The sequence below is a fragment of the Ascidiimonas aurantiaca genome, assembly GCF_037646345.1.
Taxonomy (GTDB): Bacteria; Bacteroidota; Bacteroidia; order Flavobacteriales; family Flavobacteriaceae; genus Ascidiimonas; species Ascidiimonas aurantiaca.
This window is the reverse complement of sequence record NZ_JBBEWR010000001.1, coordinates 50,141-70,274: the sequence shown is the minus strand read 5'-3', so window position 1 is coordinate 70,274 and position 20,134 is coordinate 50,141. Positions and strand designations below refer to the sequence as shown.

Genomic DNA, 20,134 nt, shown 5'->3' with positions numbered 1-20,134 from the left:
AGCATAAAAAGCATCATTTTCTCATTTTATTATCAAAAATCCTAACAATTCTCTTAAAAAAGAGAGAATTAACCTATTTTTAAAACATCTTACACTAACTTTGATATAATAATTTTCTGTCTTTATTAATATTTTAAGACTATAAAAAAAGAGTTTATATTCTTAATAGAATATAGTTTTTTCTGTTAAATAGTTTGTATAAAAAAACTACTTCTATTGCCATTATTTTTTGGTGACTATAAAACTTTTGAACATTAACTAAAATCTATTAATACAATGAAAAAAGCTAACATCAACCTTTCAAAATTATCTTTAAAGAAATCAGTAGTTGCCAAGTTTAACTCTAATACGGTCACTGGGGGAACCGGTACCAGTTGGAACACCTGCCCTACCATACCAGGAGAACCTTGTGACGATTCTCTTTTTAACTGTGGTCAAACCGTTGGTTGCCCTCCTGCTACGCAAAACTGCCCGTCTAATGGGTGTCCTCCGGCTACGCAAAATTGCCCGACAGCGTTCACATGCGACAGACCTTCTGATTCAGTATGCCCTCCGGGAGTACAATGTTATTAAAAACCTTAACTAAAAAATTTAAGATGAAAAAAGTAAACGCAAAACTTAAGGGGCTAACTTTTAAGAAGTTAACCATTGCCGGTTTTCAAACCGATAAGATAAAAGGAGGTACTGCAACTAGTAATATTTTTACTATTTGTTGTCCTTCACATTCTGTATGTCCTCGGGATGTACAATGCTATTAATTTTTATTACTCAAAATTCTTATAAAAATGAAAAAAGTAGATTTAAAACTTAAAGAACTGGCACTGAGAAAATCAACTGTTGCCAGTTTTAATGTAGAAGAAATTAAAGGTGGTAATTTCGTATCAAGATGGCGCACCTGTACTTGTTCAGATTCTATTTGCCCTCCGGGAGTACAATGCTATTAATTTTTATTAACTCAAAACTCTTATAAAAATGAAAAAAGTAGATTTAAAACTTAAAGAACTGGCACTGAGAAAATCAACTGTTGCCAGTTTTAATGTAGAAGAAATTAAAGGTGGTAATTTCGTATCAAGATGGCGCACCTGTACTTGTTCAGATTCTATTTGCCCTCCGGGAGTACAATGCTATTAATTTTTTTATTAACTCAAAATTCTTATAAAAATGAAAAAAGTAGATTTAAAACTTAAAGAACTGGCACTAAGAAAATCAACTGTTGCCAGTTTTAATGTAGAAGAAATTAAAGGTGGTTTCCAAATATCAAATTGGCGTACCTGCACCTGTTCAGATTCTATTTGCCCTCCGGGAGTACAGTGCTGGTAATTGTTTAGATCATGAAGAAAGTAAATATTACACTTAAGGAACTTAGCCTTAAGAAATTAACTGTTGCCAGCTTTTACGTTAAATCGCAACATGGAGGTGGCAGGAATACCCTTGGTGGCCAGGAGTGTACAAACACTAATCTTTGCCCATCACATTCAAGATGTCCACCTGGAATCAATTGTTTTTAAAAATCAAAAAGCGCGGGATGAGCATCCCGCGCTTTTTCTTTATACTTTATAAGTATGGTATCTTTCTTTTACTTCACTTCTTCGAAGTCCACATCCTGTACATCATCACTTTGCTTGGCATCAGCATTTCCTCCGGAAGCTTCCGGTCCTCCAGGTTGTCCACCCGGTTGTTGCTGTGAAGCTTCGGCCTGTGCTTTGTACATTTCTTCTGAAGCTACCTTCCAGGCTTCATTGATCTTGTCAAGCGCCGGTTGAATAGTTGCCACGTCTTTAGATTCATAGGCTTTTTTCAACTCTTCTAAAGCAGATTCTATTGGCTTCTTCTTATCATCAGATAATTTATCTCCAAACTCTTTTAATTGTTTTTCGGTCTGGAAAATCATCGCATCGGCTTCATTAAGCTTATCTACCTGTTCTTTTGCTTTTTTGTCTGCATCGGCATTTGCTTCTGCTTCTCTCTTCATTTTTTCAATTTCTTCCTGGGTAAGGCCTGAAGAAGCTTCAATACGGATGTCCTGAGATTTTCCGGTTGCTTTATCTGAAGCGGTAACCTGAATGATACCATTGGCATCAATATCAAAAGTTACTTCAATTTGAGGCATACCTCTGGGTGCAGGTGGAATACCATCCAGATGAAAACGACCTATGGTCTTATTATCTGTAGCCATTGGCCTTTCTCCCTGTAATACATGGATCTCTACGGACGGCTGATTATCTGCCGCTGTTGAGAATACCTGAGATTTTTTAGTAGGTATGGTTGTATTGGCCTCAATGAGTTTGGTCATAACGCCACCCATAGTTTCAATACCTAAAGAAAGTGGTGTTACGTCTAATAACAATACATCTTTCACATCTCCTGTTAATACTCCTCCCTGAATAGCTGCACCTACGGCTACTACTTCATCAGGGTTTACTCCCTTGGAAGGTTTTTTCCCAAAAAACTTCTCTACAGCTTCCTGTACGGCAGGAATACGGGTAGAACCTCCTACCAGAATAATCTCGTCAATATCATTTGCCGAAAGACCTGCACTTTTTAGAGCGGTTTCACAAGGAGCAATGGTTCTTTTTACCAGGTCATCAATTAACTGCTCAAACTTAGCTTTTGATAGGCTTCTTACCAGGTGCTTGGGTCCTGAAGCAGTTGCCGTTATGTAAGGAAGGTTAATTTCGGTTTGTGAAGAAGAAGATAATTCTATCTTAGCTTTTTCAGCGGCTTCTTTAAGGCGTTGTAACGCCATAGCATCTTTTCTAAGGTCTATATCTTCATCGTTTTTAAACTCTTCTGCCAACCAGTTAATGATCTTTTCATCTACATCATCTCCTCCAAGGTGGGTATCTCCATCTGTTGCCAATACTTCAAAAACACCATCACCTAATTCAAGGATAGAGACATCATGGGTTCCTCCACCAAAGTCAAAAACTACTATTTTCTGGTCTTTTGTCTTTTTATCAAGGCCATATGCCAAAGCTGCAGCAGTAGGCTCATTAATAATACGCTGTACTTTAAGTCCTGCTATTTCTCCTGCTTCTTTGGTTGCCTGGCGCTGTGAATCGTTAAAATAAGCCGGTACGGTAATAACTGCCTCACTAACATCATGCCCCAGATAATCTTCTGCGGTTTTTTTCATTTTCTGAAGGATCATAGCCGATAGTTCCTGAGGCGTATATAAACGTCCGTCTATATCTACCCGGGGAGTATCGTTATCTCCTTTTATTACTTTGTAGGGAACACGGCCCGCTTCTTTTTCCGATTCGGAGAACTTGTTCCCCATAAAACGTTTAATCGAATAAATGGTTTTATGTGGGTTGGTAACCGCCTGACGTTTGGCAGGGTCTCCAACCTTTATTTCACCGCCTTCTACAAAAGCGATCATGGAAGGGGTAGTTCGTTTCCCTTCTGCGTTAGGAATCACCACAGGTTCGTTACCTTCCATAACAGAAACACATGAATTGGTAGTTCCTAAGTCAATTCCGATAATTTTACTCATTTCTATTTTTTTATGGATGTTGAAAATTCTTTTTAAATACGCTTTACAATAGTCAAGTATTATGCCAGTATAAAAAATATGACAAGCTGTCATAAACATACTATAGCAGCACATTAAAAAAACAACTCAATTCACTGAAAACAAACGCTAAAAAAAAGATAAAATCAGACAGCTCTTCTGATCTTTAGAATATGTATAAGAAGGGGGATAATGCCCTTATTGATTTTCACACCCTTCTCTGTAACGGGTATCTACCAGATAAATAATTTTCCATTCATTTTGTTCTTTCAACAATTGAAAAGAATTTACGCCACAATGACTAAACTTCCCGTCAAACCAAAATTCATAAGGCGTCCATGCATGAGCCATCATTCCATCGGTTTGAACCTCAACGGATAGAATTTTTTCGGTAACTGTTTTATCCGCAGGTATTGATCTCAATCCTTTTATTAAGTCTTTATAGGTGCTGTTTTTTAAAAAAGTATTGCCTTCTTTGTCTTTTCCTATAGTTTGTATAATAACCGCATCAGACACTGTAGTGCCCATAAGGATCGAATCTTTTTTATGAAAACCTTCAAAAAAACGTTGAATTGTTTCTTCTACTTCTTTTTGCTCTGCTTCCTGGGCAAAAGCCGAAAGACCTACTAAACCAATAAAAACAAGACACCAGATTAATTTCATTTTTGCTAAAATTGAATTACCCCCACAATTTAGTACATTTACCGGAAATATTTCATTATGTCGGTCGTAAAAAAGGAATACAAAAGAATTACGGTAAAATCATTGATTGAGATGAAAAGTATGGGAGAAAAAATCTCTATGCTTACCGCTTACGATTACTCTATGGCACGAATTGTAGATAGTGCGGGTGTAGATGTAATTTTAGTAGGTGACTCGGCAAGTAATGTAATGGCAGGACATGAAACTACATTGCCAATTACGCTGGATCAAATGATATATCACGCTTCTTCAGTAGTAAGAGCAGCCAAAAGAGCCCTTATAGTGGTAGATCTTCCCTTTGGAAGCTATCAGTCTGATCCAAAAGAAGCCTTACGATCGGCTATTCGTATCATGAAAGAAAGTGGTGCGCATGCAGTTAAATTAGAAGGAGGCAGAGAAATAAAAGAATCTATTAAACGGATCCTTAATGCCGGTATTCCCGTAATGGGACATCTCGGCCTAACACCGCAATCCATTTATAAATTTGGGACTTATACGGTAAGAGCGCGGGAAGAAGAAGAGGCTCAAAAACTTGTTCAGGATGCCCTTATGCTGGAAAAAGCAGGTTGTTTTGGGATAGTTCTGGAAAAAATACCGTCAACACTTACTAAAGAAGTATCCGCTCAGTTAAAAATTCCTACTATTGGTATTGGTGCGGGAAGGCATGCTGATGGGCAGGTACTGGTCATACATGATCTCCTGGGAATTACTCATGAATTTAACCCCAGGTTCTTGCGAAGATATATGAACCTCTATGACGAAATGTCAAATGCTATTTCCAAATACATAAATGATGTGAAAATACTTGATTTTCCCAACGAAGAAGAACAATACTAAGATCAATTTTTTTTAACTTTTCCCGGTGTGTCCTAAAATTCATTCAAACACAGAGAACCTTCAGGTATTATATGAAGACAATCATCTAATTGTTATTAATAAAAGAGCGGGTGATATTGTACAGGGTGATAAAACCGGCGATACTCCGCTAAGTGATATTGTTAAGAACTATATCAAAGACAAATACAAAAAACCCGGGAATGTATTTCTAGGGGTGGTACACCGGCTGGATCGTCCAACCACCGGTATTGTTGTTTTTGCTAAAACTTCTAAAGCATTAGGCCGTTTGAACGAGCTCTTCCGATTAAAAAAAGTTCAAAAAAGCTATTGGGCTATTGTTAAAAACCCGCCTCCTGAAAAAAAAGGGCTTCTTTCCCACTGGCTTAAAAAAAATGCCACCACCAATACTTCCAAAGCTTTTACAAAAGAAGTAGAGGGCAGTAAGAAAGCTTTACTGGAATATACGGTTAAAAAAAAACTGGACAGGTATTTTTTGCTGGAAATTATGCTTCACACGGGAAGACATCACCAGATACGAGTACAACTGGCCTCTGTGGGAAGCCCCATTAAAGGAGACCTGAAGTACGGGTTTGACAGAAGCAATCCAGACGGAAGTATATCTCTTCATGCCAGGTATCTGGAATTTATTCATCCGGTTAAAAAAGAACCGGTTCATATAGTAGCCCCATTACCTGCTGACCCCTTATGGGATGCCTGTGTGAAAGACTAATTACGATACGATCGCATACCTTCTACAATAACAGATATAAGGATCAATGTCCCACCTATAACCGTACTCCATGAAGGAATTTCGTGTAAAAATACCATTCCAAAAATAATGCCGTATAATGGTTGCAGGCTCCCCATAATACTGGCTGTCGTTACTGAGAAATGACGAAAACTCATTACATACAAAGTATGGCCTAAAGCTGTGGTAAACAAAGCCAGCATTAAAATGGCCGGTAACTGTCCAACCACTCCCGTCCATGCAAAAAACGGAATTACAGGTACAAGAAAAATGGTTATTACCAGTAACTGATACCACATTAAGGCTATACCATTATACCTGGGTATATGTTTTTTCACAATAATATTTCGCAGAGAATAAAAAAGGGCCGATAGTACCCCCAGAAGAACAGCTACTGTATATGAATTTTCCAGTGAGAACTCTGGTACCAGAAAATAAATACCAACCAATACCAATAATGCCAGTAATAATTGCGAACGATTAAATCGACTTTTTAAAAGTATGGGTTCCAGAAAGGCTGTAATTACCGGATATGTAAAAATGGAGAGCATGCCAATAGCTACATTGGAAAGCTGTAAGGCATAAAAATACGTGATCCAGTGTGCTCCCATAAAAATACCTCCAAATACAATACCTGTCAAATCTTTTTTATTACCCCTAAAAAGAGGGATTTTCCGTATTCTGCAAAACAGGTATAACAGAGATAGCGCCATGAACGCTCTCAGCAATATAGTAACAGGCGGTGCCAGGGTAATATATCTGCCTAAGGCTCCGGATGTACTTATGAGCATCATCGCAAAATTGAGCTCAAGTAACTGAAATAAGTACTTTTTAGAACTCATAGGCTAACGAATAAGCTTTTTTGATTTTTCACGGATAATATCTCCAATAGGCCTGTTTTCTATTTTGCTTTCTAACCAGGAAATAATATCGAGATAAAGAAAAGCTCTTTTTTCATAAGGGTGGTCTTCAAATTTCTTTAATCGTTTATGTAGTTTTTTAAATGCATGCTTAAGTTCATGAGGATAGATAGAGCCGAGATCCTTCAGAAATCGTATCATCTCTTTCTGCACTTCTTGAAGATCATTCATTTTTAGAAGAAACTTATAAGTACTTCTTAACTGCACTTCCAGGTGGTAATCCAGGCCGGCTTCGTAATGTGCTACCAGGCTGAGTACCCTGGAGAAACACATTAGATCTTCCCGCATAGTAAGGTTTTTATTTTCTATTATTTTTTTTAAATACAAAATACAGGTCCTATTGTCATTAATACCAAAATACATACAGGCAATCTTATAGTAAAAAACCATAACGTGATGATCATCTATCCGGTCTTTGTGTATTTGAAGCCCTTTTAGTATTTCATTCTCCAAAAGAAGACCAGCCTCAAAAGAACCTTCCAGAAAGTGAAGATTCAGTTTATTGAGGTATTTGTAAAGAAAAGAAAGTGACTGGATATTATCGTTTCTGGGGAATCTTTCCTGTTCAATGGTCTCTTCCATTTTTTCAAGAGCCGCTTTCATCTGGGTCTTGTATTTAATAAAAAAAAGTGATTCCAGTAAATAATGATTGCCTTTTAAATAAAACACCGGGTTAAGATAGATCATCTGCGGGTTTTCGTAAAAAATGGCCACCCATTTGCTGGCATATTTAAAACAAGAAAGAAAATCCTGGGTAAGGAAGCTATACCATAAATAGGCGTTGTACATCCAAAATTTTTCTCTGAACCCTAATTCTTCGGATACGAACTTCGGAAAACGTTCATAAAAAAATTCGGTCACCAATTCATTTTCCTCATCATTACGTACATATCCGGTTTTTAACATTAAACCGTAAAGGTGCAGCGAAAGGTTTGACAACTGGCTGGCAATAAGGTTTAGCCTGCTAAGGCTTTCTGCCTGGGTGATAAGCTCATCAGATCTTCCGCTAATACTTCGGGTTATGTATTGGGTTTCAATGAGTTTTTCAAGCTCCACAATTTCATAAGCTACATTTTTCTCTTCGTTATCAATTGCTATGGCTTTGGCCTTATCCAACAGTTTCAGGCTCTGCTTGTACAACCCTTTATGGTAAAGAATGGTTGCAAAATCCAGTTGTTCACGTATTTGTATGCGTACGTTCTGGTGCAGAGGGTTAAGCCGCAAACTAATAAGTATTTGTTTGTACAAATGCGCCTTCAGGTTTGAAAGTTGCTGTTTTTTTACAATACCCTGGCTCAATATGACATCTTCATGATATGCATCGGCTTTATCTAGCAAATTAAACAATGCCAGGAATTTTGAATCAGTGTTCATTCCCAGGCGCCCCACATATAGTTTGAATTGTCTTTTTTCCGATTTGGAAAGTGACTTTATTAATATGAACAAAGGGTCTTTCTGGCTATTTGTCATTGTAAAAAAAACAGTGTTAAATAATTGACTTACAATAACTTATCTGTTTTTAAAAAAACTTAAGCATTGTAAAGACACTCATGTTAAAGTCGAGGTTTACAGGTGCAAAATATAAATTCGTTAAGTAAAAAAGAAATTCAATAGCAATTATGTCTAAAGAAAAAGTCGAAATCTTTGACACCACTCTCAGGGACGGAGAACAAGTTCCGGGGTGTAAGCTCAATACTCAACAAAAGCTTGTAATAGCCCGCAGGCTCGATGAGTTAGGAGTAGATATTATTGAAGCCGGTTTTCCCATATCCAGCCCTGGTGATTTTCACTCTGTAACCGAAATAGGAAAAATTGTCAAAAATGCAACTGTATGCGGGCTCACCCGTGCAGTTAAAAAAGATATTGAAGTAGCTGCCGAAGCTCTCAAATATGCTAAAAAGCCAAGAATACACACCGGTATAGGTACATCAGATTCTCATATTAAATTTAAATTTAACAGTAATCGCGAAAAGATTATTGAACGAGCTGTAGCGGCCGTTACCTACGCCAGATCTTTTGTAGAGGACGTAGAGTTTTATGCAGAAGATGCCGGTCGTACAGACAATGACTTCCTGGCCAAAATATGTGAAGAAGTTATTAAAGCCGGAGCTACCGTTCTGAATATTCCGGATACTACCGGCTACTGTTTGCCTGAAGAATACGGAGAAAAGATAAAATATTTAAAAGAACATGTAAGAGGTATTGATAAAGCCATACTTTCCTGCCACTGTCATAATGATCTTGGCCTGGCTACTGCAAATTCTATTGCAGGGGTTAAAAACGGAGCCAGGCAAATAGAATGTACCGTAAACGGAATTGGAGAACGTGCAGGAAATACATCACTGGAAGAAGTGGTCATGATATTGAAGCAACATCCCTATCTCAATCTTGAAACCAATATTAACTCCAAGCTTTTGTATGATACCAGTTTATTGGTTTCCAACAGTATGTGTATGCCGGTTCAGCCCAATAAGGCCATTGTAGGAGCCAATGCATTTGCCCATAGTTCCGGTATTCATCAGGATGGCGTTATTAAAAACAGAGAAACCTACGAGATCATTAATCCGGAAGACGTGGGAGTAACAGCATCTGCCATAGTACTTACCGCCAGAAGCGGAAGAGCAGCCCTGGCTTACCGGGCTAAAAAAGTAGGGTACGATCTTACCAAGCTCCAACTGGATCTGGTATATGAAGAATTTCTCAAGTTTGCCGACCGTAAAAAACAGGTGGAAGATACTGATCTACATCAAATTGTTTCTTCCTGTAATCTTAATGAAACCCGAGTTGCCTAAAGAAATGAAAAAAACACTTTTTGATAAAGTCTGGGATAGCCATGTAGTTGAAAGTATTACCAACGGCCCGCAGATCTTATATATCGACAAGCACCTCATCCACGAAGTTACGAGCCCCCAGGCTTTTACAGAACTGGAAAAAAGGAATATTCCTTTCTTTCGGCCTGAGAATACGGTTGCAACGGCCGATCATAATGTGCCCACAAAAAACCAACACCTTCCTATTAAAGATCTGCTTTCCCGAAACCAGGTTGCACAACTCACCGAAAATTGCAATAAATACGGTATTACCCTGTATGGACTTGGACATCCCTACCAGGGAATTGTGCATGTAATGGCCCCCGAGTTAGGAATTACACAACCGGGTATGACCATTGTTTGTGGTGATAGCCATACTTCTACACACGGGGCATTTGGCACTATTGCTTTTGGTATAGGAACCAGCCAGGTGGCACAGGTTTTTGCCAGCCAATGCCTCTTGTTATATAAACCAAAAAAAATGAGGGTCACCGTGAACGGAACTTTAGCAAAAGGTGTTTTACCTAAAGATGTGATCCTCTACATCATTGCCCAATTGGGCACCAATGCCGGTACCGGCCATTTTGTAGAATACGCAGGTGATGTTTTTGAGAACATGAGTATGGAAGGACGTATGACGGTATGCAATATGAGTATTGAAATGGGGGCGCGCGGAGGAATGATCGCTCCTGATGCTACCACCTTTAAATACCTTTCGGGACGCAGGTTTGCGCCTGATGAAACCAAATTAAAAGATCGCATTGCCTACTGGAGTACCTTAAAAACCGATGAAGGAGCCACATTTGATAAAGAGTTTTTCTTCGATGCCAAAGACATCGCTCCTATGATAACCTATGGTACCAATCCGGGTATGGGTATTAAGATCAATGGTCACATCCCTGCGGTAGATGATGCTTCTTTTGAAAAGTCTCTTCAATATATGGGGTTCCAAAAAGGAGAATCATTACTGAACAAACGCATAAATTATGTTTTTATAGGCAGCTGTACGAACTCTCGCATTGAAGACTTTAGAGTAGTTGCCTCTTACATAAAAGGCAAAAAGAAAGCCGTGCATGTAAATGCACTTATTGTACCCGGTTCTCAACAGGTAGCTCAGCAAATCACCGATGAAGGGCTGGATGGTATTTTTGAGGAAGCCGGCTTTGAGATTAGGCAACCGGGTTGCTCTGCCTGTCTGGGTATGAATGAAGACAAAGTACCTTCCGGCGAGTACTGTGTTTCTACCTCCAATAGAAATTTTGAAGGACGACAGGGTCAGGGAGCCCGTACTATTCTGGCAAGCCCGTTAATAGCCGCTGCTACGGCAGTTGAAGGAAAACTAATTGATATTACCCAACATCTTAACTAATATGGAAAAATTTACCATAGTTACTTCCACTGCGGTTCCTTTACCCATTGAAAATATTGATACTGATCAGATCATTCCTGCAAGATTTCTGAAAGCAACCAGTAGGCATGGTTTTGGAGAAAACCTTTTCAGGGACTGGCGCTACCATAAAGACGGGGATATTAATGATACTTTTGTGCTTAATACCGGGAGATATAGTGGTAAGATACTGGTGGCCGGAGACAACTTTGGGTGTGGATCGAGCAGAGAACATGCTGCCTGGGCTCTTGCAGACTACGGATTTAAAGTGATCGTATCCAGTTTTTTTGCAGATATTTTTAAAGGAAACGCTTTAAACAACGGCATTTTACCAGTTCAGGTATCTCCTGCATTTTTAAATAGCCTTATGGTCATTGTTCAACAAAACCCTAAAACCCTCATTCATATTGATCTTGAAAATCAATCCATTTCTGTTGAAAATAGTATGACGACAGAACGGTTTGAAATAGATACATACAAAAAAATGTGTCTTATAAATGGATATGACGATATTGACTTTTTAGTAAGTAAAAAAGAAATTATAAAAGCTTTTGAAACCCAAAAAAACATCTGGAAAACATGAAATTAACCATAGCTGTACTGGCAGGAGACGGCATAGGGCCCGAAGTAACATCGCAAGCTGTAAAAGCATTACAGGCCATTGGAGAAACCTTTGGTCATACTTTTTCTTTTACCAATGCTCCGGTAGGTGCTGTTGCCATTGAGAAAACCGGAAATCCGTTACCCGAAGAGACCCTTACTCTTTGTGAAAAAAGTGACGCCGTATTGTTTGGTGCCATTGGAGACCCGAAATACGACACAGACCCCGAAGCGAAAATAAGACCGGAACAAGGACTTTTACGTCTTCGAAAATCTCTGGGGTTATTTGCGAACATAAGGCCGGTAAAGGCATATGAAAGCCTTATTGATAAATCGCCGCTTAAAAAGCATATTATTGAAGGAACAGACTTTACCATTTACAGAGAACTTACCGGCGGAATTTACTTTGGGGAAAAAAAGAAGAATGAAAAAGGTACCGAAGCATCAGATCTTTGCAGCTATACCGAAAAAGAAATTCAACGCATAGCCCACCTGGCTTTTAAAGCCGCGCGAAACCGAAAGCAAAAACTAACCCTGGTAGATAAGGCAAATGTATTGGAGACTTCCCGCTTATGGAGAAAAGTAGTAACCGAAATAGCAAAGAGCTATGAAAATGTAGAACTGGACTTTTTGTTCGTAGATAATGCTGCCATGCAAATTATACTCAATCCCACTCAATTTGATGTCATATTAACCGAAAATATGTTTGGGGATATTATTTCTGATGAAGCTAGTGTCATTGGAGGGTCTATAGGGCTTCTTGCTTCGGCCTCTATAGGCGATGAAAATGCTTTGTTTGAACCCATACACGGCTCATATCCGCAGGCTAAAGGAAAAGACATTGCCAACCCTATAGCTTCCATTCTCTCTGCCGCTATGCTTCTTGAGCACTTTCAGTTGATTGAAGAGGCCCATACAGTTCGGTTAGCCGTAGAAAAAGCACTGGAAACCGGTATTGTAACCACCGATCTGGATCCCAATAGTAGTTACGGTACCCAAAAAGTAGGCGATTTTATAGCTGAATATATTTTGCATATAGATGAAGAGTTGAAACTTAATCAGGAAAACATAAATTTTGGTCAGTCCACCATTATTTAGTTGATTTATTTTTAGTAGGAAAAGCCCGGGAATATTTCCGGGTTTTTTGTTAAATGTGTTAATTATCATATATTTTTTACACTAATTACTTATATTGTAGTAAGAAAAATATATTAAACACTCTTTATTATGAAAAAAGCACATTTAACATCGGAAAAACTCCGTTTTTCAAAACAAACCGTTTCCAAGTTAATGGCAGACCAACTATCAGGGGGCTTACAATCGATAAATAACCCAGATGAAAGCTTATGTGGTTGCACCCGCAGATGTGATACACCTCTGTATTCATGGCCCGGTATCCCCTGCTATTAATGTTTATCCATTCCTCTAAAATTAAAAATCATGAAAAAAGTACAAATCAACAAGTTGACATTAAAGAGAAATTCTATAGCCAACTTAAAGACTCATTCTATCAAGGGCGGACTTCGCTCAGTTAATAATGAAATTGAATGCTGGGGTACGCCCAGATGCGAAAGTACATTGTTTACCGTATTTCCCATTACCCCATGCTACTAAGATAATAACTCAAATATTCGGGAAGTGTGGTTTAAAAAATACTATTTCCTGTATATATCAACTATTGAGTTTTTACCTGTTTAAAGAAAGGTTCATAAAAAAGTACATATTAAACAAACTGGCACTAAAAAAAGTTGCATTACCAACCAATCTAAAAGTAAGTTCTATAAAAGGTGAGTAATGGCTCTTTTAATAACCCAGCCGGAATGTTTTGGTACGGGAAAATGTGAAACTACCTTATTTAGCGTATTTCCAGATATACCCTGTTTCTGGATCAAGAATACATATCCATAAGTAGAAAATAAGGGCGATTTTTTTAAATCGCCCTTATATTTTATAGAATGTAATCGGTACTCATAAAATTGGAGACCTTGGTTTCCAGTAATTTTTTGAGTATCTCATTATTATATGGGTTATCTTTTGATGCCACAAAAGTCCTGATGGAAAAAGAACGGAGTGCATCATGTACACTTAATGTACTTACTGCAGAATCCTTCCTCCCTGTAAAAGGATAAACATCCGGCCCTCGCTGGCAGGCGCTGTTAAGGTTTACTCTGCATACCAGATTTACCAGAGCATCTATAAGGGGGGAGAGTGTATATACATCGCTCCCGAAAAGGCTTACCTGTTGCCCGTAATTTGATTGTGCCATATCTTCCAAAGGTTGTTGTATATCTGTAAAAGATCTTATGGGAATTACCGGACCAAACTGTTCTTCCTCATATAAACGCATATTTTTTTCTACAGGATAAACTACGGCGGGAAAAATATAATTCTCACTTCGCTTTCCTCCTTTTTTATTGAGTATTCGCCCCCCTTTTTCCCGGGCATCGGTCAATAATTCTTCAATGTAATCCGGTTTTCCCGGTTCTGGTAACGGGGTAAGTTTTACGCCATCATCCCAGGGGTTACCAAAAGGAAGTGCATCTACCCGTTGTGCAAACCTTTGGTTGAACTCTTCTCTTACTGCTTCGTGCACATATACAATCTTAAGAGCAGTACATCGTTGCCCGTTAAATGAAAGAGTCCCTGCAATACATTCATCTATCGCCAGGTCGAGATCTGCATCAGGCAATACAATAGCCGGATTTTTTGCTTCAAGGCCCAGCACCAGTCTGAGACGATTTTTATTAGGGTGTTGATCTTGTAAGGCTATGGCAGATTTACTGTTACCTATTAGTGCCAATACATCGATCTTTCCGGTTTTCATTATGGGAGCGGCTACCTGTCGCCCTCTACCGTATAAAATATTGACTACGCCTTTTGGAAAACTGTTCTTAAAAGCTTCTAATAACGGTGAAATTAACAACACTCCGTGCTTTGCCGGTTTAAAGACCACCGTGTTGCCCATTATAAGTGCGGGTATAAGTAAAGCAAAAGTCTCGTTAAGCGGATAATTGTAAGGGCCCAGACATAAGACCACACCTAACGGCCCTCTTCGAATATGTGCATAAACCCCGTCTCTCTTTAAGAATTTGGCGCTATCCCTATCCAATTGTTTATATTCTTCAATAGTATCGTAGATATACTCAACCGTTCGGTCAAACTCCTTTTCAGAATCGGGTAAGGTCTTTCCAATTTCCCACATCAGGAGTTTTACTACCTCATCTTTTTTAGTTTCCATTTGTTTTACAAAACTCTCCATACTGGCAATACGGTCTGCCACTTTCATGGTAGGCCATGCCCCCTGCCCTTTTCGATAGGCATGATATGCTGCATCTAATGCCTCAAGAGCCTCATTTTCTTCCATGTAAGGAATGGTCCCTAAAAGTGTAGGCTCATAGATATCGGTGCTGGAAATGGTTGAATACACTTCTGTGACTTTGCCCTTCCAGGGCTTCAACTCTCCATTTATTAGGTAATGGTCCTGATGAATAGGGGTATTTATTCGGAATTTTTCGGGTATTGAAATTTGTATTGTTTTCATATGTATTATAACATTATACTAAAAATTGAAATAAATCCGGTTTGTCATTTAAATAGTCTCCATAAAAGTTGTGAACTTTCATCCTTTCAATCAATGGGTACAGATCCTCTTTCTTTTTCAGTTCGATGCCTACTACTGCCGGTCCTTTTTCTCTACTGTGTTTTTTAGAATACTCAAAGTGGGTAATATCATCATCGGGGCCCAGTATCTCGGCCACGAACTGTTTTAAGGCCCCTGCCCTTTGCGGAAATCGAACAATAAAATAATGCTTTAAATTGGCATATAAAAGGGCTCTTTCTTTTATTTCTGCGGTACGGGTAATATCATTATTGCTTCCACTTACCACGCAAACTATATTTTTGTTCTTTATTTTAGAACGGTATGTTTCCAGGGCCGCCAGTGTTAATGCTCCTGCAGGTTCTACGACAATGGCATCTTTGTTATAAAGGTCCAGAATGGTCTGGCACACTAACCCTTCATCTACAGTAACCATATCGGGTAACAATTGTTTACAGATCTCAAATGTTTTGTTACCTACCCGTTGCACCGCAGCACCATCTACAAATTTATCTATCTTCTCCAGAAGCACATTTTCTTTTTTTAAAAGAGATGTTTTCATAGATGCAGCCCCTTTGGGTTCTACTCCCACCACTTTGGTATCTGGCGATAATGCCTTAATAATACTTATTGTTCCCGCAATGAGCCCTCCACCTCCTACGGGAACAAAAAGATAATCAGGAGTTGTGGTGCTCTGATGCAGTATTTCCAGGGCCACTGTGGCCTGCCCTTCTATTATACGCTCATCATCAAAGGGATGTACAAACTCTTTTCCCTGTTGCTTACATATTTTTAATGCCTCTTCATTAGCTTCATCAAATGTATCTCCTTGTAAAACAATATCTACAAACGCCCCGCCAAACATTAGCACCTGATCTATTTTTTGCCCGGGCGTGGTTACCGGCATATAAATGGTTCCTTTAATTCCTAGTTTCTTACAAGATAAAGCAACCCCCTGGGCATGATTCCCGGCACTGGCGCAAACAATACCTTTTGCTTTCTGAGTTTCGGAGAGTCCGTATATTTTGTGATACGCGCCTCTTATTTTATAGGAGCGTACCTCCTGCAGATCTTCTCTTTTTAAAAACACCTGTGCCCCGTAGTGGTCTGAATAAGTTTTATTATACGTAAGCGGGGTTTCGCGTACTACCGAATGTAGTACCGATGCTGCCCGGGTCACATCTTCCAGGGTGGGTATGTATGTTGTGTTAACTTTCAAGACGTATGTTTTTTTAAACAATCTTTTTCATAGCAGTCATGGAACTCCTTAGCCGAGCACCTACTTTCTCTATGGGATGATTTCTAATGGCCTGATTTACTTCAATAAGCGTCTTATTATCTACTGTATGATCTTTGGTATATACTTCACCTATAAAGCGTGTATCTATTTGCTCCATAAACTCCTTTAGCAGGGGTTTACAAGCGTGATCAAAAAGGTAGCATCCGTATTCTGCGGTATCAGAAATGATGCGGTTCATTTCATACAATTTTTTTCTGGCTATGGTATTGGCAATAAGAGGGGTTTCATGAAGCGATTCGTAATAGGCTGATTCGGCTACGATACCGGTTTCGGTCATGGTTTCAAAAGCAAGTTCAACACCCGCCTTCACGAATGCAGCCATCAAAGTTCCGTGATCAAAGTACTCCTGTTCAGGAATGGTCTGTAATGCAGATTCGGTTTTTTCGAAAGCGGTTTGAGCGGTTTCTTCGCGCCAGGTAAGTAATTGTTTGTCATTATTGGCCCAATCTTTCATCATAGTTTCCGAAAAATGGCCACTCATAATATCATCCATATGTTTTCTGAACAAAGGCCGCATAAGGGTTTTTAACTCTTCTGATTTTTGAAAAGCTGCTATTTTTGATGGATTGTTTAACCTATCCATCATATGAGTGATACCTCCGTGCTTTAAGGCTTCGGTAATGGTTTCCCAGCCGTATTGTACCAGCCTGGCAGCGTAGGGAGGTGCAACCCCTTTTTCTACCATTTTGTCAAAACAAAGTATAGATCCGGTTTGTAACAAGCCACATAATATGGTTTGTTCTCCCATAAGGTCTGATTTTACCTCGGCTACAAAAGATGATCGTAACACTCCGGCACGATGTCCGCCGGTAGCGGCCGCATAAGCTTTGGCTACAGGTAACCCCTGCTCTAAATGATCATTTTCCGGATGCACTGCGATAAGGGTGGGTACTCCAAAACCCCTTTTATACTCTTCTCTTACTTCTGATCCTGGGCATTTGGGAGCTACCATGATCACGGTAATATCTTTACGTATCTGCATACCTTCTTCTACAATATTAAAACCATGTGAATAAGACAGTATGGCATTTTTTTTCATTAGTGGCATCACTGTTTTCACTACAGCGGTATGCTGTTTATCGGGAGTTAGATTACATACCAGATCTGCGGTGGGAATAAGTTGTTCATAGGTGCCTGTTTTAAAACCGTTCTCTGTGGCATTCTTAAAAGAAGGCCTTTTCTTTACAATGGCCTCTTCCCGCAAGGCATAAGAAACATCAAGCCCCGAATCTCTCATATTTAACCCCTGGTTAAGCCCCTGGGCCCCACAACCTATGATCACTATTTTCTTTCCCAAAAGCTTTTTTACTCCTTCACTAAATTCAGAATGCTCCATAAACTCGCATACACCCAGTTGTTCTAACTTGGATCGTAAAGAAAGTGTATTGAAATAATTTGTCATTTTTTAAAAGTTATATAAATTGTATTATGATTGTGTGGTTATTCCCTGGAATTTTTTTAAAAGAGCAGATATTTTCATTTCATTTCTTGAAACGGATATTCTTCCAGACCTTACAAACTGCATAATGCCGTAAGGCTGAAATATCTTGTACAACGCTTCAATTTCACTCCTTACTCCTGTTTTTGCTATTACAAAAAAGTCACGGGACACTGTTACAATAGTGGCATTGTGTTCTTTGATGATATGTTGTATCTGCAGATCGTCAAAAAGCAGATTACTCGATATTTTAAACAGTGCCGATTCCTGGTAAATAGTCTCTTCATTGGTGTGATAGTATGCTTTTATTACATCGATTTGCTTTTCTATCTGCCCTACAATACGCTTCACCCAGTTCTCTGTAGTATGCACTACAATAACAAAGCGTGACACGTGCTCGATCTCTGATTCTGAAACATTAAGGCTTTCAATGTTGATATGCCTCTTCAGGAAGATACCTGATATCCTGTTTAACAATCCTACATTGTTTTCTGAATATACTGATATGGTAAATGTCTTGTTTTCCATAACTCTTAACTTAAGCGAATATCTGAAACTGAAGCCCCGGTTGGGATCATGGGGAATACATTATCTTCTTTCTCTACACAAACTTCCAGGAAGTAAGCCTGTTTTGATGCGATCATCTCTTCAACTGCTTCCCGGAGTTCTTCTCTTTTGGCAACACGCCGTGCAGATATGTTATAGCCTTTAGCAATGGTTACAAAATCGGGATTAACCAATTCGGTGGAGGCATATCGCCTGTCAAAAAACAATTGTTGCCATTGCCGTACCATACCCAGGAAATTGTTGTTAAGTACTACTATTTTTACAGCGGTGCCCGTCTGGAAAATAGTTCCCAATTCCTGAATGGTCATCTGGTAGCCTCCATCACCTATAACTGCGATCACTTCTCTGTCAGGCACTCCCATTTTTGCTCCCAGTGCAGCAGGTAAGGCAAAACCCATAGTACCCAGACCACCGGAAGTTATATTACTTTTACTTCGGGTAAATTTGGCATATCGGCAGGCTATCATTTGATGCTGGCCTACATCTGAAACAATTACTGCATCGTTTCCGGAAGCCTGATTAATGCACTCCATTACCTCTCCCATAGTCAGACCGGATTTGGTGGGATACAGATCTTTTTTGATCACCTCATCAAATTCTACGGCATATTTTTTACGAAACTCTTCATGCCACGATTCATGTTTGTTGGCACGAAGCATAGGTAACAAAAGCTGAAGTGCTTCTTTTACATTTCCCAGAACGGCCACATCGGTTTTTACATTTTTATCAATTTCAGCCGGGTCTATTTCAAAATGAATGATCCTGGCCTGCCGCGCATAGGTGTCCAGTTTGCCGGTAACCCGATCATCAAATCGCATTCCTAAAGCAATGAGTACATCGCATTCATTAGTGAGTACATTGGGGCCGTAATTACCGTGCATACCCACCATCCCAACATTTAGGGGATGGTCTGTTGATAAAGCTGAAAGGCCGAGAATGGTCCAGGCAGCCGGTATTCCGGTCTTCTCAACTAATTGTTTGAGTTCGTCTTCTGCATGTCCGAGGATTATTCCCTGACCAAAAATGATATATGGCTTTTTGGCTGTATTTATAAGCTGTGCCGCCGCCTCTACGTTCGCGATATCTATTTCCGGGTTTGCTTTGTAACTTCTTATTACCGAACAGGGCTTATAAGAAAAATCCAATTCGTCAAACTGGGCGTTTTTGGTAATATCTATGAGCACAGGACCGGGACGACCGCTTCTCGCTATATAAAAAGCTTTGGCAATGACTTCGGGAATCTCTTCTGCACGGGTGATCTGATAGTTCCATTTGGTAACGGGTGTAGATATGCCTACTATATCAGTTTCCTGAAAAGCATCTGACCCCAGAAGGTGTCTCGCTACCTGCCCTGTAATACAAACCATGGGGGTCGAGTCTATCTGCGCATCGGCGAGTCCCGTAACCAGATTAGTGGCACCCGGGCCTGAAGTAGCCATAGCTACACCAACTTTTCCGGTAGCTCTTGCATAGCCCTGTGCCGCATGTGTGGCTCCTTGTTCATGACGGGTAAGCACATGATGCAAACGATCCTGAAATTTATAGAGCTCATCATAAATAGGCATAATAGCCCCTCCGGGATATCCGTAAATAAGATCTATTCCCTCTTCCAACAAACAACGAATTACTGCTTCTGCCCCACTTATTTTTAGGGTTTTTGTGCTTTTTTGTGGATTTACCTGTTTTTTAAGTGTTTCCATCTTGTATAGAGAA

General features: G+C 39.4%; 21 protein-coding genes. 12 read left to right on the top strand and 9 right to left on the bottom strand.

The annotated features are described in order from the left end of the window. Nucleotides 1-276: 276 nt before the first annotated feature. The 5 genes from WAO84_RS00320 to WAO84_RS00300 are packed head-to-tail and all read left to right on the top strand — an operon-like array spanning nucleotide 277 to nucleotide 1,320. The gene (locus tag WAO84_RS00320; RefSeq protein ID WP_340063019.1) at nucleotides 277-573 is read left to right on the top strand and encodes a hypothetical protein; all 297 of its coding nucleotides are present in this window, start codon (nucleotides 277-279) and stop codon (nucleotides 571-573) included. 23 nt (nucleotides 574-596) lie between these two features. Next, entirely contained in the window at nucleotides 597-758 is a 162-nt protein-coding gene (locus WAO84_RS00315; RefSeq protein WP_340063018.1) for a hypothetical protein, read from the top strand. Between the two features lie 27 nt (nucleotides 759-785). Next, nucleotides 786-944: a hypothetical protein gene (locus WAO84_RS00310; protein ID WP_340063017.1), complete on the top strand. Its 159-nt coding sequence runs from the start codon at nucleotides 786-788 to the stop codon at nucleotides 942-944. A 28-nt stretch (nucleotides 945-972) separates the two neighbouring features. Next, nucleotides 973-1,131: a hypothetical protein gene (locus tag WAO84_RS00305; RefSeq protein WP_340063017.1), complete on the top strand. Its 159-nt coding sequence runs from the start codon at nucleotides 973-975 to the stop codon at nucleotides 1,129-1,131. Nucleotides 1,132-1,161: 30 nt separating this feature from the next. Beyond that, a complete protein-coding gene (locus tag WAO84_RS00300) occupies nucleotides 1,162-1,320 on the top strand; it encodes a hypothetical protein (protein ID WP_340063016.1) in 159 nt (52 codons plus the stop codon). Between the two features lie 256 nt (nucleotides 1,321-1,576). Here WAO84_RS00300 and dnaK read toward each other — a convergent pair whose 3' ends face one another. Continuing rightward, nucleotides 1,577-3,496: a molecular chaperone DnaK gene (gene dnaK, locus WAO84_RS00295; protein ID WP_340063015.1), complete on the bottom strand. Its 1,920-nt coding sequence runs from the start codon at nucleotides 3,494-3,496 to the stop codon at nucleotides 1,577-1,579. Nucleotides 3,497-3,712: 216 nt separating this feature from the next. Beyond that, nucleotides 3,713-4,177 carry a nuclear transport factor 2 family protein gene (locus WAO84_RS00290; protein ID WP_340063014.1) on the bottom strand — a complete coding sequence of 155 codons (465 nt, stop codon included), beginning with the start codon at nucleotides 4,175-4,177 and terminating at the stop codon, nucleotides 3,713-3,715. A gap of 57 nt (nucleotides 4,178-4,234) precedes the next feature. Between WAO84_RS00290 and panB the strand changes: the two genes are divergently transcribed. Both panB and WAO84_RS00280 read left to right on the top strand, forming a co-directional pair. Continuing rightward, entirely contained in the window at nucleotides 4,235-5,053 is an 819-nt protein-coding gene (panB, locus tag WAO84_RS00285) for a 3-methyl-2-oxobutanoate hydroxymethyltransferase (RefSeq protein ID WP_340063013.1), read from the top strand. 25 nt (nucleotides 5,054-5,078) lie between these two features. After that, nucleotides 5,079-5,783, top strand: a complete 705-nt coding sequence (locus tag WAO84_RS00280; RefSeq protein WP_340063012.1) for an RluA family pseudouridine synthase — start codon at nucleotides 5,079-5,081, stop codon at nucleotides 5,781-5,783. Here the strand turns inward: WAO84_RS00280 and WAO84_RS00275 are convergent. Both WAO84_RS00275 and WAO84_RS00270 read right to left on the bottom strand, forming a co-directional pair. Further along, nucleotides 5,780-6,643 (bottom strand): DMT family transporter, encoded by an 864-nt coding sequence (locus tag WAO84_RS00275; protein ID WP_340063011.1) that lies wholly within the window; start codon nucleotides 6,641-6,643, stop codon nucleotides 5,780-5,782. The genes WAO84_RS00280 and WAO84_RS00275 overlap by 4 nt on opposite strands. Nucleotides 6,644-6,646: 3 nt before the next feature. After that, nucleotides 6,647-8,191 (bottom strand): hypothetical protein, encoded by a 1,545-nt coding sequence (locus WAO84_RS00270; RefSeq protein ID WP_340063010.1) that lies wholly within the window; start codon nucleotides 8,189-8,191, stop codon nucleotides 6,647-6,649. A 149-nt stretch (nucleotides 8,192-8,340) separates the two neighbouring features. Here WAO84_RS00270 and WAO84_RS00265 point away from each other — a divergent pair, with 149 nt between their 5' ends. The 5 genes from WAO84_RS00265 (at nucleotide 8,341) to WAO84_RS00245 (ending at nucleotide 12,928) form a co-directional block, all read left to right on the top strand. Then, on the top strand, nucleotides 8,341-9,513 hold the full coding sequence (locus tag WAO84_RS00265) for a 2-isopropylmalate synthase (protein ID WP_340063009.1): 1,173 nt from the start codon (nucleotides 8,341-8,343) through the stop codon (nucleotides 9,511-9,513). 4 nt (nucleotides 9,514-9,517) lie between these two features. Next, complete coding sequence (gene leuC / locus WAO84_RS00260) at nucleotides 9,518-10,900, top strand: 3-isopropylmalate dehydratase large subunit (RefSeq protein WP_340063008.1); 1,383 nt, start codon at nucleotides 9,518-9,520, stop codon at nucleotides 10,898-10,900. Between the two features lies 1 nt (nucleotide 10,901). Beyond that, entirely contained in the window at nucleotides 10,902-11,501 is a 600-nt protein-coding gene (gene leuD, locus WAO84_RS00255) for a 3-isopropylmalate dehydratase small subunit (RefSeq protein WP_340063007.1), read from the top strand. Then, nucleotides 11,498-12,616 (top strand): 3-isopropylmalate dehydrogenase, encoded by a 1,119-nt coding sequence (gene leuB, locus WAO84_RS00250; protein WP_340063006.1) that lies wholly within the window; start codon nucleotides 11,498-11,500, stop codon nucleotides 12,614-12,616. The genes leuD and leuB overlap by 4 nt, the downstream gene beginning before the upstream one ends. 129 nt (nucleotides 12,617-12,745) lie before the next feature. Then, nucleotides 12,746-12,928, top strand: coding sequence for a hypothetical protein (locus tag WAO84_RS00245; protein WP_340063005.1), 183 nt, complete (start codon nucleotides 12,746-12,748; stop codon nucleotides 12,926-12,928). A 538-nt stretch (nucleotides 12,929-13,466) separates the two neighbouring features. On the opposite strand, the gene WAO84_RS00240 is transcribed toward WAO84_RS00245, so the two are convergent. The 5 genes from WAO84_RS00240 to ilvB are packed head-to-tail and all read right to left on the bottom strand — an operon-like array spanning nucleotide 13,467 to nucleotide 20,121. Further along, nucleotides 13,467-15,059, bottom strand: a complete 1,593-nt coding sequence (locus tag WAO84_RS00240; protein ID WP_340063004.1) for an NADP-dependent glyceraldehyde-3-phosphate dehydrogenase — start codon at nucleotides 15,057-15,059, stop codon at nucleotides 13,467-13,469. 13 nt (nucleotides 15,060-15,072) lie between these two features. Continuing rightward, complete coding sequence (gene ilvA, locus WAO84_RS00235; protein ID WP_340063003.1) at nucleotides 15,073-16,335, bottom strand: threonine ammonia-lyase IlvA; 1,263 nt, start codon at nucleotides 16,333-16,335, stop codon at nucleotides 15,073-15,075. Between the two features lie 13 nt (nucleotides 16,336-16,348). Next, nucleotides 16,349-17,818: a ketol-acid reductoisomerase gene (ilvC, locus tag WAO84_RS00230; RefSeq protein WP_340063002.1), complete on the bottom strand. Its 1,470-nt coding sequence runs from the start codon at nucleotides 17,816-17,818 to the stop codon at nucleotides 16,349-16,351. Nucleotides 17,819-17,842: 24 nt separating this feature from the next. Continuing rightward, complete coding sequence (gene ilvN / locus WAO84_RS00225; protein ID WP_340063001.1) at nucleotides 17,843-18,382, bottom strand: acetolactate synthase small subunit; 540 nt, start codon at nucleotides 18,380-18,382, stop codon at nucleotides 17,843-17,845. Between the two features lie 5 nt (nucleotides 18,383-18,387). Next, a complete protein-coding gene (ilvB, locus tag WAO84_RS00220; RefSeq protein WP_340063000.1) occupies nucleotides 18,388-20,121 on the bottom strand; it encodes a biosynthetic-type acetolactate synthase large subunit in 1,734 nt (577 codons plus the stop codon). Nucleotides 20,122-20,134: the final 13 nt, after the last annotated feature.

Bases quoted from the DNA above. Each gene is read 5' to 3' on its own strand.
- WAO84_RS00320 (WP_340063019.1), top strand. From the start codon at position 277: ATGAAAAAAGCTAACATCAACCTTTCAAAATTATCTTTAAAGAAATCA.
- WAO84_RS00315 (WP_340063018.1), top strand. From the start codon at position 597: ATGAAAAAAGTAAACGCAAAACTTAAGGGGCTAACTTTTAAGAAGTTA.
- WAO84_RS00310 (WP_340063017.1), top strand. From the start codon at position 786: ATGAAAAAAGTAGATTTAAAACTTAAAGAACTGGCACTGAGAAAATCA.
- WAO84_RS00305 (WP_340063017.1), top strand. From the start codon at position 973: ATGAAAAAAGTAGATTTAAAACTTAAAGAACTGGCACTGAGAAAATCA.
- WAO84_RS00300 (WP_340063016.1), top strand. From the start codon at position 1,162: ATGAAAAAAGTAGATTTAAAACTTAAAGAACTGGCACTAAGAAAATCA.
- dnaK (WP_340063015.1), bottom strand. From the start codon at position 3,496: ATGAGTAAAATTATCGGAATTGACTTAGGAACTACCAATTCATGTGTT.
- WAO84_RS00290 (WP_340063014.1), bottom strand. From the start codon at position 4,177: ATGAAATTAATCTGGTGTCTTGTTTTTATTGGTTTAGTAGGTCTTTCG.
- panB (WP_340063013.1), top strand. From the start codon at position 4,235: ATGTCGGTCGTAAAAAAGGAATACAAAAGAATTACGGTAAAATCATTG.
- WAO84_RS00275 (WP_340063011.1), bottom strand. From the start codon at position 6,643: ATGAGTTCTAAAAAGTACTTATTTCAGTTACTTGAGCTCAATTTTGCG.
- WAO84_RS00270 (WP_340063010.1), bottom strand. From the start codon at position 8,191: ATGACAAATAGCCAGAAAGACCCTTTGTTCATATTAATAAAGTCACTT.
- WAO84_RS00265 (WP_340063009.1), top strand. From the start codon at position 8,341: ATGTCTAAAGAAAAAGTCGAAATCTTTGACACCACTCTCAGGGACGGA.
- leuC (WP_340063008.1), top strand. From the start codon at position 9,518: ATGAAAAAAACACTTTTTGATAAAGTCTGGGATAGCCATGTAGTTGAA.
- leuD (WP_340063007.1), top strand. From the start codon at position 10,902: ATGGAAAAATTTACCATAGTTACTTCCACTGCGGTTCCTTTACCCATT.
- leuB (WP_340063006.1), top strand. From the start codon at position 11,498: ATGAAATTAACCATAGCTGTACTGGCAGGAGACGGCATAGGGCCCGAA.
- WAO84_RS00245 (WP_340063005.1), top strand. From the start codon at position 12,746: ATGAAAAAAGCACATTTAACATCGGAAAAACTCCGTTTTTCAAAACAA.
- WAO84_RS00240 (WP_340063004.1), bottom strand. From the start codon at position 15,059: ATGAAAACAATACAAATTTCAATACCCGAAAAATTCCGAATAAATACC.
- ilvC (WP_340063002.1), bottom strand. From the start codon at position 17,818: ATGACAAATTATTTCAATACACTTTCTTTACGATCCAAGTTAGAACAA.
- ilvN (WP_340063001.1), bottom strand. From the start codon at position 18,382: ATGGAAAACAAGACATTTACCATATCAGTATATTCAGAAAACAATGTA.
- ilvB (WP_340063000.1), bottom strand. From the start codon at position 20,121: ATGGAAACACTTAAAAAACAGGTAAATCCACAAAAAAGCACAAAAACC.